Source organism: Aliiroseovarius sp. YM-037 (assembly GCF_048060095.1).
In the GTDB taxonomy this organism is placed as follows: domain Bacteria; phylum Pseudomonadota; class Alphaproteobacteria; order Rhodobacterales; family Rhodobacteraceae; genus JBLUOA01.
Map to the genome: position 1 here is coordinate 1,150,871 of NZ_JBLUOA010000001.1, position 14,051 is coordinate 1,164,921.

A 14,051-nucleotide genomic window follows, 5' to 3' on the forward strand; every position below is an offset into this window, starting at 1 on the left:
TGCGTCCTTATTGGCCCGAATCTCAAGCACCCATCGAGCCATCGAGGCGGGCCGCCAACACTAAGATGGCTGGGTTCCTAGCCAATAAAATTGCCCTTCAGCCGCCGCTCCGCAAGTGACATACTATCGCCAACGAGGCGCTCGCCAACCTGCGGCACGTGCCTCAGCTTCGTCGCAGAACCAACGCTCGCCGCGATCGGTATTGATCCGCGTTCTCGAATACCATGGCGACCAAGGCGGGTGGTAGATGCGGCCATTGCGTGAAATGTTGCCCTTTATCGGGCATCCATCCGGCGATTCATCCTCGGCCGCAGCCCATCGTTCCGCCCGAAATTCCCACGGCGGTATGGCAGGACCACTCCATATTCCCAAGCCTCTACGCTTTGCCTCCCTCTCGGCAGTGACATAGATATCCGAATAGCGAACAAACGCCCAAGCAAGCCCACGACCTACCATTTCCTGCCCAATATCGATATTGCCTGCGTAGCAAGTCGCAATTACGCGACCATAGCTGTCCTCTGAATGCGCAACGCATCGGACACTCTGTCTTGAGACGAGATCGGCCATTGCGGCGGTTGCTTCCTGACCGCAGCCCCATTCCGAAACACCTACACCGCAGGTTTGACCATATTCCGGTGCGTCAATCCCGTTAAGGCGATATGTGACATCACCAATCACGATGGTATCGCCGTCCACGGCGTCGGCATTAGAGGCAAACGCAGATACGGGTGTCAAATTGCATAGCAAAGTCAGGGCAAACCCTGCCGCCAATTGTTCAATCGTCATTGTAGCTCCAATAAAGTTCCGCCTTGCGTTGCGGAATCTACTCCTCTTTCGCAGTTGGAAAAACCCGCGTTTCACCGACTTCAATCTGCATGTCGTATTTTCCATAACGAGGGATGAGTCGATAATCATATGGTGAGATGTTCAAGTCTTTTAGCACCGCCGCGAAAAGAAGCCTGGCCGTGTCAAATTTCCGAACGACATCTTCGTTTGTGTCTTCATGAGACGCCAAGTTTCCAAGTGTCATCCGGTCGTCGACCTGACCTGTCGCACCTAGGAAGTCTACTAGGATGCTCTTATGATGTTCGACGGGTTGTCTACCCCAATCGATCTGCAGCCGGATGCCGCGTTTGTGCAATCGTTCTCGGCGAACGGTAAATTGAGGGTCCCATGAAATTGTGCCCAAATGGAAATTCTGATCTTCGACCAGTTCCATCTTGCACTTTTCATTTGCGCGCATTCCCATCGAAGTCTGTGTTCCCTTTAGTGAAGCATCGACCCCGATCGTTCCAGGGTTCGAAATTGATGCCTCGTCTCTCTGAGGGATCAAGTCTGACCGGTAAGATCGGGTTACGTCGTATATCGGGTCTACACTCGAATTCTTAAAAACTGGTAAACATACCTCCAGGTAGGGCGATCGAGCGGTGAATCTTAGCGCTTTATTCTGGTGGTCGATCGACTCTGGCGAATAGGTCCAACACTTCAGAACTCGTTTGCGCAAAATGCTTCATCGGAAGCGAATTTCCTCGTTTGAGTTGCGCGTAGTCGCGCCAATCTTCGGTTTGGACCGATTGCCAAAGTTGGCTCAATTGTTCCTCGCGATTCTTCACCTCCTGCTGCTGTTCATCGCTTAGTGGCGAAAACCGAGTCCGAATTTGTCGTTCGCGGTAATGTTCCGCTAAGTGGCCGTAGGTGTTGCTTACCGTGATCGAGTTCGCATGGCCGAGTTGCTTTGCGACAACATCAAGGGGCACTCCTGATCTCACTAGGTCACTTGCATAGGTATGTCGAAGGCCATGAAACACGAACTTACTTGGCAACCTAGCCTCGGCGACCGCCCGTTTGAAAAGACTGCAGTGCTGACGCCTCCAGATCTTGCCCATGTCCGACCGGAACACACGATCATGTCCTGACTTTCCGTCGCAGCAACCGAGAAAAAATGCCATTCCCTCATCAGGTAGAAATACGAACCGGGCTGGACTGCGTTTGAACGCGCCAATTCTCACACCAAATCCCTGTTTGCCCACATCTTCCACACGAAGAGCGCCAAGTTCACCGACGCGGCACCCTGTGTAGAGGGCACCTAAAACAAGTAATCGAAGCGCGGAGGTGCAGCGATCGAGCAGTCTTCGGCATTCTTCGCGATTTAGAAAAATGGTGCGCGGCGAATGATTAACGGGAACACGATTCAAACAGCGCCAGGGTCGTTCCGATTGGATCTGATCATTGTTCCAAGCGTGCCGGAATGCCATTCTTAGAATTGTTACCAGTGAGTTGAATGTTCGCTTTCTACGCCGAATCTGATCCGGCTCCAAATCGTCCATCGCGACCTTGGGCAGATATGGATCGAAACCGTGTCTCGGCTGCGACTCCAAGACATTGAGCGCCAGTTCTCGAAGATGCCGCGCGTTGAATTTCTCCAGCGGAATATGACTGAAATAGGGAACTAGGTGATAATTGATCAAGGTCAGGTTGTTGTAGTGACCACCGGCCGAGCGTGCGATGCGTGTCCACTCGGTATAGTCCTTCAGCGCATGTCCGACCGTGTAGATGTTGCCAGTCGGACAGAAATTTACCGTTTGCGTCCGTCCAACGGGCCGGGCATCGTGCGCTAGCGCTTTGACCGAACCAGTGTCAAACCATTCGAGGGTTCGATCAACAGCGTCGGCGTATCTGACCTTTACCTGCCCAGATATCAAAGCATGGCCAATCCACTTTTGACGATACTTCTTTTCCTTGGTGAGATATCGAGCCAACCAGCTACAACTGTCTTCGTCAGGCTTGTGCAGTCCGATATGTCGGCACTTTAATAAACTATGCCAGTAGGGTGTCCGTCGGGGCTCCAGTGCTTCTATCTGAGAGATAAGTGAAAACCGGCAATCCTCTGTTCTCCATTTTGCGATGTCTAGAATGCTTGGGCCAAGTTTCTGAGAGTCCATTTCCATTCTCCAACTGATTTATTTGAACAGAGAGTAGCAGTTGGTGGCTCGACAATTTTGGATGGCCACGCCAATGGACACCCTGCCCAGACTATTGGAGACTATGGGTCGGTGGTTCTCAACGCACAAAACCGTTTGCATGCAACATGAAGATATAGCGCCGAGTCTGTTCGTTAATTAGTCAGACAGCAGCTCAAACCCTAGGGTAAAGGCCGTCCCTTTGCCGACATCGCTCTTGAAGTCGATGGTTGCGTTGTGCTTATCGAGAATGCGTTTGGTAATGTGTAAGCCCAATCCAGTTCCACCAACTTTCCGAGTATCTGATGAGTCAATCTGAGAAAACGGTTTGAATAGGATTTCTCCTGCATCGTTGGGGATCCCAATCCCCTGATCAACAACGACGACAGATGCCGAATTTCCTCTCTTCTCTACAACCACTTTGACATTATCTCCTTCGGCGGAGAACTTGATCGCATTTGAAAGTAAATTCGCCATGACCTGAAGTAAGCGCGAATAGTCCCCCCAAATAACCAATTCGCCATCATTTATTTCGAGACTCACCTCAATTTGAGACGTGCGGGCGTGATGCGATATCGCATTGATGGATTCCCGAACCAGTTGGCTTACATTCACCGCGGCAAAATTCAGGCTGACCTCGCCAGCCTCCATTTTCTGAAGGTCTAGAAGTTCGCTTATCAGCAGCAGCAACCGATCAGAATTTCGTCGTGCCAACTCGACGAGCGGAGCGAGTTCGGGCGTGACTTTCCCAGCAGCTCCGCCGTGAATAAGATCGATGGAACCCTTAATCGAGGTCAGCGGCGTTCTGAGTTCATGGCTGACGGTTGATAGAAACTGTGATTTTGCTTCGGACGCTCGCATCGCACGATCACGCTCAAGCTTCAGGTTCTCAAACTGCAGAAGGTTTTTTCTGTAAAGTTTCATAAAGATCCGGGAGCAATCGATGACGAAGTAAAGAACGAAAACGACCGTTATAAATTGAAGCCAAAGATAGGAATCGAATGCCGGTCTAACCACGATCAAGTCTCTCAACGGAATAAAGATAAATGAAGCACCATAAATCAGAAGCTTGATAAGAATGAGTTGTGGAAGCTGGTGATTGTTTACGGCTGCAAAAAGCGCTGCGGCAAATAACAGAAACAGGGGAGTGAAGTGGAGTGCGGGGCCCTCAAACCAAGAGATCACTATTGCAAACAAAGCGATCGATAGTGCGCTCAGAATCTGGCTCAACGTTATTAGTGCAAGATATTTTTTGGTTTCGCGAATACTGCCGCCGGGCCATCTTACAACTTGCTTTGAAAGATAAAGATCGATCGCCTCAGCCACCAAGCAAAGAAGATAGCAAAACACCGCGAGCAACAAGTCGAAGTAATAGGCCGTTAGCAGAGCGACCCCTGCGAACATTGCCTGTCTCTGCCAAAACAGCGTCATCCCGCCCTCTACAAAGTCTTTCAACCGACGCTCCGCTCTGATCGGGTGGAAGTGGTTCTTACTGTCAGGGCTCCTCAAGAGAAATTGGAAGCACGCTAACGAAACACGCTTCATTAGTCGGCCGAGGACGCCCCGGCTCGGCTGAGCGCTTACTCCGGCCTGCTTGCCGTTGTTGGCATCATGTCCAAGACGTGGACTAGCTAAGCTGTCTCGTTGCGCCAATTGGTGCTCTCCTATTGCGTTCATATTCACGAGCGATTGAGATACTAGCATGGCAGAAGAATGCCATTCATCTGACCGAAGTTACTTTACGCATATATCGGTTCAATCAATGGGCTGGGAATTCTTTGTGGCGGCCGACTGAATCGCAGCTCGAATGACGCCGCAGGTGTCTTCAGAATGTTGTTGATATCCAACTGGATCACCAACAACGCAAACAGCATGTTGTGTGTTGGTGGGTAAATAGTCTCTCAATATTGAATCTACCGTTTTAACTATCTTGGTGGTGTCGACTTCTTCCCGATCTCGCATCATCAATATGAAATTCCCCACGGCCAGGTAACTGAGTATGGGAGCATCGTTTCCAATATTGTTGATAATTCCATCAGCAACTGCTGCAAGCAGATTGTAGAATTCGCCGATTGGAAGCTGTTGAGAAACTTCGCAAGCGTTCTCAAGCCTGACGCAAACCGCGCTCACTTCATAATCGTCAATTCGGGCCAGTTGGCTCAGATAATTATGTAAAGACAGCTCGCTCACAAGGCCGCGAACATTTAAGAGACGCAGTGGTGCCAGGAGGTCGACCCCAGTAGTATTCGACGGCGGGCCGTTTTCGGTTTCTGCACTTGATCCATCGAGCTTCCTGCTCAATCTTTCGGCTTTAAGTATACGTTCGCTGAGTTCACTCACCTCAATCGGCTTTGTAATATAATCGGTCGCGCCAGATGCGAACGAGCTATCGGTACTGTCTCCATCGGTCTTTGCTGTCAGCATGATAATTGGCGTTTCTTCGTAACCTGGCAATTCGCGTATCTGCTGACACAGCTCGACTCCGTCGATTTCCGGCATCTGAATATCCAAGAGAAAGCAATCGAATGGAGTCTGGGCGGTTTGTATTTCGGCGATCGCGGCTCGCGCAGAAACCGCGAATGCCAAATCATCGAAACCCTGGCTTCGAAGTGCGATAGCGAGAAGTGAGATGATGTCTTGATCGTCGTCGACCGACAAAATTTTCAAACTTCTAAACCCCTTCACATGCCCCAAGAGAAGTTCACTGCACAAGCGCAGGAAAATCTACTTTTGCGCTTCTCGTTAAGGCAGAATACAACGCATCTTCTACACGGCAAGGTTATAGTTTGGAGAAAATTGAAATGCCGACTCGAGACAACCCTACCAGTAAGTCAGAATTCTCACCAATGACCATGTCGACCCATAAGGCCGAGCATAATAGGAGAGGGGAAGCACTCACCGCAGTAAATGCTGGTACGTCACCGGTTAGAGTTGCGATCACTGCACGACCGAAACTGGGCGTTGTCATAACACGCAAGTCTTCTTTGAACTTACGCCGCTGGCTGAGAGGTTAGTCAGATGCAGAGGCTTGAAACCGTACTACACGTGGATGATGATGATGACATCCGAGCGATCGTTGGATTGGCCTTGGAAACTGTAGGTGGGTTGAAGGTGGTATCATGTCGCTCAGGCATTGAAGCGCTTACCGAGGCTTTGAACTGTCAGCCTGACCTTTTTCTGCTCGATGTCATGATGCCAGGGATGAGCGGGCAAGAAACGTGGGAGAAATTAAGTCAATTGCCTGGCTTGGAAGACGTCCCAGCGATATTCATGACTGCGAAGGCTCAAGACGATTTTTCAGATTCACTCATGCAGATAGGGGCTCTCGATGTGATAACAAAACCGTTTAATCCGGTTGAATTGGCGACGCTGTTAAAGAATGCATTGAGACAAACTCATTCTGATTAGCCACCTTTATGTCGAAATGGCGCCTGGAGATCATACTGCCTGCGCAACTCCTGCATATGATCAAGCATCTCCTCGATTGCGATAAACAATTCGCTAAGAGGCTCAGCTTCAATGATCCCATTTTGTAGTTCCGTCGCCAACAATTCAACTTGCATTCCAAACTCACCAAGTCGCAGCAGACCAAGTGTTGGTGCAACGCCGCATATTTTGTGAGAGTGCTGACGGATAGCGGCTATTGCACTAGCGATATCCTGTTCCTTCTTGACTTGGTCAATTTCCTTGAGGAAGACGTCAGTCAGATAGGCAAGGTTTGCCAGATATCGGCCCCGAATAACTCCAATAGCGTCATCGAATTCTCCGAGGTTTATTGTCCTCATCGTCAATGATCTCTACCCGAAGCCAACAATCCGATCAAACTTTTTGCTCGACCTCGAATCCGCCGGTGCGGACTGACCATTGCGGCATTTTGGGTCTATCGCTGCGATCGCATCATCCATTAATTGGAGCGGGTTGAGCGATCCCCAAAGAGAAGTCGTTCTGGGTTCGCCAACGACAATTCTAACTCGGTTATCGCTCATAACATCAAAATCGTCGATCGTGTCTTGTATACTTTGTTCTAGCTCCTCAATATCCATCACTGCACCGCGCTCCGTAACACAAACAAAGCGGCCGCGACCGCAATATGCCAAAAGATAGCCGGTTTTCTTTAGATTCAGAGTTATTGCGTCCGCGACGTCGATCAGCGTGTAGTAAATATTGCCAAGCGTTGTGCCGATCCAGAAATCCTCAAAATCGGCGATCGCAAACCCTATGCCCGTTGAATTATAAACCCTGCTACGAGACAACTGCAGAAGATAGTTTTCCATAACCAGTTTATCGATTACCCCCGGGACTTCATTGATCACAATCGGATCATCAATTGAGAATCGAAATGCCTCGTCGAGTTTTGACTTGAGGGAATGAAGCTCAGATGATTTGTCTAAGGCAATTCGTTGTTCGCTGACCAGCGTTTCTGCTAGCCGTATCCTGGTGCCCAGCTCAAGCGGATCAAACGGCTTGCTGACATAATCAGTTGCACCGGCAGAAAAAGCTTCGTCAATATAGGATCGTTCAGTCATCGCTGTGATCATGATAATCGGACACGATCCGTAGTCTGGTAGTGACCTGATAGCGCTGCACAATTCTATTCCGTCCATCTCGGGCATCTGAATATCTAACAGTATGCATTCGTATGGCGTAGTTGCGCTTGTGATCTCCGTCAGGGCGGCAGAACCGGAATCAACGAGTTTATATTCGCTATAACCTCCAGCTCTTAAGCATGCACCAAGTAGCACCAATACGAACTGGTCGTCGTCAACGGCAAGTATCTTCAAGTCCGTTCTCCATTATTTGCCGGGCAATCTTTCGGCTTGGCATTATTGCTTGTCGTATGAAGCAGATGACTTCCGATTCACACTACCTGTGGTTGTAGTCAGAAATAGGGCGGCAATTTGGCGGTGGTTGGCTTTTTACTGATTGAAATGACTCGGTCGTAACGCATAGGCGTGGAAAGCGATGATTGGATTCGGAACGAAGCCTACGCCGGAACTGAGCTCTACACTGATTGCTTCCATCTGTTAGAGCGCCGCTTTATCTGTGTCAGTCTTTCGATTTGCTAATCACCCGTCGTTTTCGATTACCGGGTGGGGTGTTGATTGCAACTACAGCGCACTCCCTATAGTTGCAATACTACTATAGCGTGTATAGAAGGTTTCGAATACAGCTGCAGTCAGGGCACTAGCGTTCCAATGTTTCTAGGCTATTTGTTTTTTGGAACTTTTATTGGTTTCGTCGCAGCATTGGTGGCGTGGTTCCTGGGATCATCACTATTCACTGTCTTCGTAATCTACGTATTTATCAGCGTAGTTGGCACGCTATGGGTTGCATTGCTCTCAGTTCTACTGAAACCAATCACGAATATTGTTGAAGAGCGCAACCGAACACATCTCGCGGAACGATCCCAGTTCATCGAGAGTGACAATTGACCTGTCAGGCTGATCAACAGCGATATGCTCTTTTGACGGGAGACCGTCAGTCACAAAGCTTGCTTTGATCGTGATAAAACCCGCTGGTTGAGGGATGGCGAAAGTCGAAATAGAATTCTTCGCTCCGACTACCCGGGTCGGACAGTTTTCTACTATTCGAATTTCTAGTGCTATGCTCCGTCGACAACGTTGGGTTGTCGTTTGGGCGGGCAAGGAGGATCGGAGGATCAGTCATGGAAACACCAAACCTACCCGCCATTCGCACTTCGCCCTGCATGGAACAAGGGACGCATCGTTGGTCAGAAGCGTCCCCTCAAACCCAAACATGTCTGGGCGATCCGCGTTCGATTAGAAATTGCCAATAGCCATCGCGATCTCGCACTCTTCAATCTGGCCATCGACAGCAAGCTGCGTGGCTGCGATCTCGTTAGAATGAAGGTCGTCGATGTCATGGCGTCTGGCCAAATCAAAGAGCGTGCCTCAGTCCTGCAGAGCAAGACAAAAAAGCCGGTTCGTTTCGAGATTATGGAAGGGACTCGTGCTTCGCTTGAACGCTGGCTAGAAGAACCACTTATGATCGGATCTGAATCTTTGTGGCCGGGCCGGTTCCATGAACGCCTTCATATCTCGACGCGACAATACGCCCGCATTGTCAGAGACTGGGTCACATCCATCGGGCTCGATGCAACAGCATACGGCACTCATTCCATGCGCCGCACAAAAGTGACGCAAATTTATAAGAAAACTGGCAACCTGAGGGCTGTCCAGTTGCTATTGGGCCATAAGAAGATGGACAGTACGGTCCAATACTTAGGCGTAGAGTTAGAGGATGCGTTGGCGATAGCGGAAGCAATCGAAATCTAAGCTTCAGGGTCGCTCGATCTGGGCGGCCCAAAGCCGTCGTCCACGAAGGTATCGCAATGCTGCGGTCGCAGCCCGCATTGCTGCCATTCGCTGCGGAAGCAAAACCCAGCGTTAGGTGAACTCACAGTCTGCGGACAAGGCGGTCTTTCGCTGCAGTTGCGCCAACGGCTGCTTGTTTAACGATCTGGACCTACGCTCAACGGGCGAAACAATCGGCTAGGTCGACAAGCCGAGGTCGGGCAATTGCTCCAGTTCCATCTGCCAGACTGGCCACACTCGGCTTCTATCGAAAATGTCGGCGATGGCGGACATTGAAAGTGCTGGAAACAAAGTGTGTGCAGCTGCGATGTGCTGTTGCGCAACCTGCCTCTTGCCTCGCCGCAGTTCTGCTAAAGCGAGAAACAGGCTTGGCCACCAATTCGCACCAGCAGCACCCGCTGACCTTTCCAAAGTGGAAATGCCAGGTTGGACATCTGATGTATCATGCAGCAGTTGACCAATACCCAGGAAGAAAAGGTGTCCAGATCGAAACTTCGACGATTGTGCCAGCTCCAACGTCCGTTCCGCGTTCGAGACCGCGTGCAAAGCTTCAGGATCGTGCGTCCGAGCCCAACCTGGCGCCGCAAATGTGTGCGCAATGGATCTTCCATGCGGTGCGCCCCAGGCATTTGGATTCAAGCGTTCAACTTGTGCCGCCGCTTCAAGCGCGGCTTCGGTTTTGCCCATCATGCCGTTCACACTGGCCAACATGACATAGCCACCTGGCATTTTGGGGTCCATCCGAACGACTTCCGTGGCAAGTTGCAATGCCGCCGCGAGCGTTGCGTGTACCGGCCAAGCACCGCTCATGGCCTTACGGTAGCCCACAAAAGACTTCTGTATATGGGCCGACGTGTTCCTTGGTTCGAGCGCAACCGCTCGCGTGAGCATGGCGTCCGCTTCCTCAAATGCGTCAGACTGGCCCGATGACATCAGATCATTGGCGCGCGCACTGAGCTCGGCCGCGTTCAACTGTTCTGGCGGACGCATCTGGATCTGCATTTTTTCGTGCGCGTCGATCTCTGCGCTGATCCGCAGAGCAAGCGCCAAACTAAGCTCATCTGCTAGTTCGAACTCATTGATGACGACCCTATCAAACCGTTCACTCCAAAGCCGCCGCCTATCATGTCGAACGGAAAGATGGACTGTGAGGCGTATCCGATCCCCGGACCGACGCAGTGTACCGTTCAAGACATACTTCGAAGGTCCGCCCTCGTTTTCCGGTCGAAGGACATGCAGCCAGCGGTACTTCTCGAGCTCGATTGCGGTTGCTTCCGCGATCTCCGGGGCAAGGGTGTCGAGTGATGCCTTTTCGACGAAATCCTCGAGTTGGATAGAAATTGGTTCAGATGTCAGCTCGGTCGGGGGAATGCCGCCAAACGCCCAGACCTTCACCGGCTCTGCAATGTTCTTAAGCACCCGCGCTCCCGCATTCTCAAACGATACTTGTAGAACTTTGGATAGATTTGCGAACACAGCATCTGAAATGGCGACGCCGCGCGGTTTTGCGAGCGCCTCGAGCCGCGACGCAATATTGACGCCCGTCCCAAAGACATCTTCATCCACAAAGCTAGCCGGTCCTTGGTGAATACCTATGCGGAGTGCTGGGGCACCTTTATCGGCTAATAGATTTTGTATCTTGAGTGCCGATGCGCACGCGTCCGAGCATCCATCGAACGCGGCCAGCCACCCATCCCCAAGACGTTTCACAACCACGCCGCGGCCCGCTGTGATGCATGGCTCGACGATATCGTCGCGGACGTTTCTCAGGGCGTCCAACGCAACACTGTGATCCTCATCCATCATCCGCGAATATCCAACGATGTCCGCCGCCAAAATGACGGTTTTTCGCTCTGAAGAACTCACCTGAAACCTTCCAAAATTGCCGTCACACGTCCGATCCGAGTCCAATGCGTGCATAGCATGTAACCTAAAGCAACTGACCATGAATGCGGGTGTTCGTACAGAGTGCAGTATTTGGCATAGTGGGCTCTTTGCTGATCTCGGAGGCTACGCAGCATGTTGTGATAGAGTGCTCCGGTCAACGTCGGGTTGTCGCTTTGGGAGGGCATGGCGGATTGGAGGATCAGTCATGGAAACACCAAACTTACCTGCCATTCGCGCCCTACGCCCAGCGTGGAACAAAGGGCGCATCGTCGGACAGAAGCGACCATTGAAACCAAAGCATGTCTGGGCGATCCGGGTGCGACTTGAGCTCGCCGAGAACCATCGTGACCTTGCGTTATTTAATATGGCCATCGACAGTAAGTTGCGCGGCTGTGACCTCGTGAAAACGAAAGTCGTCGATGTCATGGCATCAGGTCAGATCAAGGAGCGCGCCTCCGTCCTGCAAAGCAAAACGCAGAAACCCGTGCGATTTGAGATATCAGAAGGCACCCGCGCTTCCATTGAGAAGTGGATGGAAGACGAACTGATGATCGGATCCGAGTACCTTTGGCCAGGCCGCTTTCATGAGCGCCCGCACATCTCAACGCGCCAGTACGCTCGCATTGTCCGAGACTGGGTCACATCAATTGGCCTAGAAGCCAGCGCATACGGAACGCACTCAATGAGGCGCACCAAGGTTACGCAGATTTATAAGAAAACGGGAAACCTTCGCGCTGTTCAGCTTCTTCTGGGCCACACCAAGATGGACAGCACGGTTAGATACCTGGGCGTCGAGCTGGAGGATGCGCTTGCGATAGCCGAGGCGATTGAAATCTAGCAACTTCGGGTCGCCTTCAAGGGCGGCCCTCTGCCATCATCGGATCGATCGCAGCATTTTCACGTGGTAGATCGTATTGCCGCAGTAGGGACGGCCCAAAAGTTTGTCCTGTGACTTGCGCGAAAGATTGGTAGAACTGGATCATGCCGAACGTTAATCCGGATATCCTCAGATGGGCACGTGAAACTGCCGGGCTGTCTCTCGAAGAGGCAGTCCAGAAGCTTGGGATAAACGCGGCACGAGGTGTCGAACCTGTCGACCGACTGGAGCAGATGGAAGCGGGTGAGGTGGCTCCGACGCGTCCGATGCTTGTCAAGATGTCTAAGCAGTACCGGCGTTCTTTGCTGTCTTTTTATCTCTCCGCACCACCTCGTCAAGGCGACAGGGGGCAGGATTTCAGGACGCTACCGGCAGCTTTTGCAATGACCGACAACGCTCTGGTGGATGCCGTCGTCCGTGACATCCGCGCCAGACAATCCTTGGTGCGCGCGACACTTGAAGAAGAGGATGAAGCTGAGACGCTGCCTTTCATCGGATCTGCACGCTCAACCGAGCAGCCGAGCGCTTTGGCGCGCCGGATCGCTGAAATGATCGAGTTCGACCTCGGCGCTTATAGACGCTGCCGGACAATTGGTGATGCTGTCGCCTACCTGCGAGCCCAGATTGAAGCGGCGGGGATATTCGTCCTCTTTGTGGACAACCTCGGCAGCCACCATACCGAAATATCGGTCGATGTTTTTCGCGGGTTTGCCTTGGCAGATGATGTCGCGCCGTTCGTCGCTGTAAACGCAAATGATTCCAAAGGTGCGCAATCCTTCACCATGATTCATGAACTGGCCCATCTGTGGCTGGGTCTCACGGGCGTAAGCGGACGCGATGGTGAACGTGATATCGAGAAATTCTGTAATGATGTCGCCGGAGAATTTCTTCTCCCAAGCTTGGAACTCCAGCAATTGGATATCAGTGAGGCCAATGGCATCGCAGATGCCGTGCAAGTGATTGGCGCGTTTGCACAGGTCCGCAAAGTCAGCGGCACCATGGTCGCGTACAAGCTGCACAGGAGCGGTGCCTTCAACTTTGCGTTTTACCAAGGCATAGCAGGAACCTTCCGACAGAACTTTCTCGGCCAGCGTGGACGGAATCGCGAACTCGCTCGGGAAGCCGAATCTGGTCCAACGTATCCGGTTATTCGCCGCCATCGGGCCGGCCCGGCACTTGTTCAACTGGTTGATCGGATGCTCGGAGCAGGTGCGCTGACAACGACCAAGGCCGGAAAAGTTCTGGGCGTAAGCGCCAAAAATGTTCAGAGCGTATTGCAGGCCGGTGGCCCGAGATTGTCGGCATAAATCGAGTGGCAGCCCTTTACCTCCTCGATGCGAACACGTTGATCGATGCCAATCGAGACTACTATGGCATTGGCCAGGTTGACGAATACTGGGAGTGGTTAGTCCATTTTGGAGAACAGGGCCGCATTAAGATACCGGTGGAGATTTATGAGGAACTCAGGGCGGGGTCAGACGCCCTCGCCGCCTGGGCAAAACAAGAAGAAACCGAGACGGCGCTGAGATTCGCAGAGGAAGTCGATATAGCCCTCGTCAGGCGTGTGACTGAAGAGGGCTATGCAGTCGATCTGACGGACATCGAGATCGAAGAAATCGGCCGCGATCCATTCCTGATAGCCTATGCTCTCGCCGACCCTGAAAATCGGGTTATCGTAACAACCGAACGTTCTAAGCCGCGAGCACAGAGAAAGAACCGAAAAGTGCCAGACGTGTGCGCCCAGTTTGGCATTCGGCCGTGTAACGCTTTCACGTTCGGCCGTGAGATGGGTTTCCGGACTGACTGGCGAGACCAAATTTAGGGCAAAACATTAACTTTCAGAAGTCCGCTTTCGAATGGCGGGAAATCGGATTTCGCGCCAGCAGCGAATGGCTGCTTCCCGCCCATTCTTGTCGATCGAAGCGCCGAGACAGCTTGCTGGCGCGTGCGCATAAATTGTACTGGACTACTGTGTCATTCGGAGCGGTACTG

Annotated in this window: 13 protein-coding genes; 5 read left to right on the forward strand and 8 right to left on the reverse strand. The window is 51.8% G+C overall.

From position 1 onward, the window contains the following. Positions 1–123: 123 nt before the first annotated feature. The 5 genes from ACEWPJ_RS05650 to ACEWPJ_RS05670 form a co-directional block, all read right to left on the reverse strand. Complete coding sequence (locus tag ACEWPJ_RS05650) at positions 124–786, reverse strand: thermonuclease family protein (RefSeq protein WP_416511565.1); 663 nt, start codon at positions 784–786, stop codon at positions 124–126. A gap of 37 nt (positions 787–823) precedes the next feature. Continuing rightward, positions 824–1,219, reverse strand: a complete 396-nt coding sequence (locus tag ACEWPJ_RS05655) for a hypothetical protein (protein ID WP_416511566.1) — start codon at positions 1,217–1,219, stop codon at positions 824–826. A gap of 223 nt (positions 1,220–1,442) precedes the next feature. Next, entirely contained in the window at positions 1,443–2,759 is a 1,317-nt protein-coding gene (locus tag ACEWPJ_RS05660) for a tyrosine-type recombinase/integrase (protein ID WP_416511568.1), read from the reverse strand. Positions 2,760–3,119: 360 nt separating this feature from the next. Then, positions 3,120–4,415: a sensor histidine kinase gene (locus ACEWPJ_RS05665; RefSeq protein WP_416511570.1), complete on the reverse strand. Its 1,296-nt coding sequence runs from the start codon at positions 4,413–4,415 to the stop codon at positions 3,120–3,122. Positions 4,416–4,715: 300 nt separating this feature from the next. Continuing rightward, complete coding sequence (locus ACEWPJ_RS05670) at positions 4,716–5,627, reverse strand: response regulator (protein ID WP_416511571.1); 912 nt, start codon at positions 5,625–5,627, stop codon at positions 4,716–4,718. Between the two features lie 378 nt (positions 5,628–6,005). On the opposite strand from ACEWPJ_RS05670, the gene ACEWPJ_RS05675 reads away from it, so the two are divergent. Next, the gene (locus ACEWPJ_RS05675) at positions 6,006–6,368 is read left to right on the forward strand and encodes a response regulator (protein WP_416511573.1); all 363 of its coding nucleotides are present in this window, start codon (positions 6,006–6,008) and stop codon (positions 6,366–6,368) included. Here the strand turns inward: ACEWPJ_RS05675 and ACEWPJ_RS05680 are convergent. After that, positions 6,365–6,745, reverse strand: a complete 381-nt coding sequence (locus ACEWPJ_RS05680) for a hypothetical protein (protein ID WP_416511574.1) — start codon at positions 6,743–6,745, stop codon at positions 6,365–6,367. The two genes, ACEWPJ_RS05675 and ACEWPJ_RS05680, sit on opposite strands and share 4 nt — an antisense overlap. A gap of 12 nt (positions 6,746–6,757) precedes the next feature. Next, complete coding sequence (locus ACEWPJ_RS05685) at positions 6,758–7,741, reverse strand: response regulator (protein ID WP_416511576.1); 984 nt, start codon at positions 7,739–7,741, stop codon at positions 6,758–6,760. A 942-nt stretch (positions 7,742–8,683) separates the two neighbouring features. On the opposite strand from ACEWPJ_RS05685, the gene ACEWPJ_RS05690 reads away from it, so the two are divergent. Continuing rightward, a complete protein-coding gene (locus ACEWPJ_RS05690) occupies positions 8,684–9,256 on the forward strand; it encodes a tyrosine-type recombinase/integrase (protein WP_416513007.1) in 573 nt (190 codons plus the stop codon). A 216-nt stretch (positions 9,257–9,472) separates the two neighbouring features. Here the strand turns inward: ACEWPJ_RS05690 and ACEWPJ_RS05695 are convergent, their stop codons facing one another. Further along, positions 9,473–11,161: an adenylate/guanylate cyclase domain-containing protein gene (locus ACEWPJ_RS05695; RefSeq protein ID WP_416511578.1), complete on the reverse strand. Its 1,689-nt coding sequence runs from the start codon at positions 11,159–11,161 to the stop codon at positions 9,473–9,475. A 226-nt stretch (positions 11,162–11,387) separates the two neighbouring features. Between ACEWPJ_RS05695 and ACEWPJ_RS05700 the strand changes: the two genes are divergently transcribed. The 3 genes from ACEWPJ_RS05700 to ACEWPJ_RS05710 all read left to right on the forward strand — a co-directional run bounded on the left by ACEWPJ_RS05700 (position 11,388) and on the right by ACEWPJ_RS05710 (position 13,881). Beyond that, positions 11,388–12,020 carry a tyrosine-type recombinase/integrase gene (locus ACEWPJ_RS05700; protein ID WP_416511580.1) on the forward strand — a complete coding sequence of 211 codons (633 nt, stop codon included), beginning with the start codon at positions 11,388–11,390 and terminating at the stop codon, positions 12,018–12,020. Positions 12,021–12,163: 143 nt separating this feature from the next. Continuing rightward, complete coding sequence (locus ACEWPJ_RS05705) at positions 12,164–13,366, forward strand: ImmA/IrrE family metallo-endopeptidase (RefSeq protein ID WP_416511582.1); 1,203 nt, start codon at positions 12,164–12,166, stop codon at positions 13,364–13,366. 5 nt (positions 13,367–13,371) lie between these two features. Beyond that, positions 13,372–13,881: a DUF4411 family protein gene (locus tag ACEWPJ_RS05710; RefSeq protein ID WP_416511584.1), complete on the forward strand. Its 510-nt coding sequence runs from the start codon at positions 13,372–13,374 to the stop codon at positions 13,879–13,881. Positions 13,882–14,051 lie beyond the last annotated feature (170 nt).

What these genes read in the sequence shown, in the direction of transcription:
- ACEWPJ_RS05650 (WP_416511565.1), bottom strand. Translation starts at nt 786, where the DNA reads ATGACGATTGAACAATTGGCGGCAGGGTTTGCCCTGACTTTGCTATGC.
- ACEWPJ_RS05655 (WP_416511566.1), bottom strand. Translation starts at nt 1,219, where the DNA reads ATGGAACTGGTCGAAGATCAGAATTTCCATTTGGGCACAATTTCATGG.
- ACEWPJ_RS05680 (WP_416511574.1), bottom strand. Translation starts at nt 6,745, where the DNA reads ATGAGGACAATAAACCTCGGAGAATTCGATGACGCTATTGGAGTTATT.
- ACEWPJ_RS05700 (WP_416511580.1), top strand. Translation starts at nt 11,388, where the DNA reads ATGGAAACACCAAACTTACCTGCCATTCGCGCCCTACGCCCAGCGTGG.
- ACEWPJ_RS05705 (WP_416511582.1), top strand. Translation starts at nt 12,164, where the DNA reads ATGCCGAACGTTAATCCGGATATCCTCAGATGGGCACGTGAAACTGCC.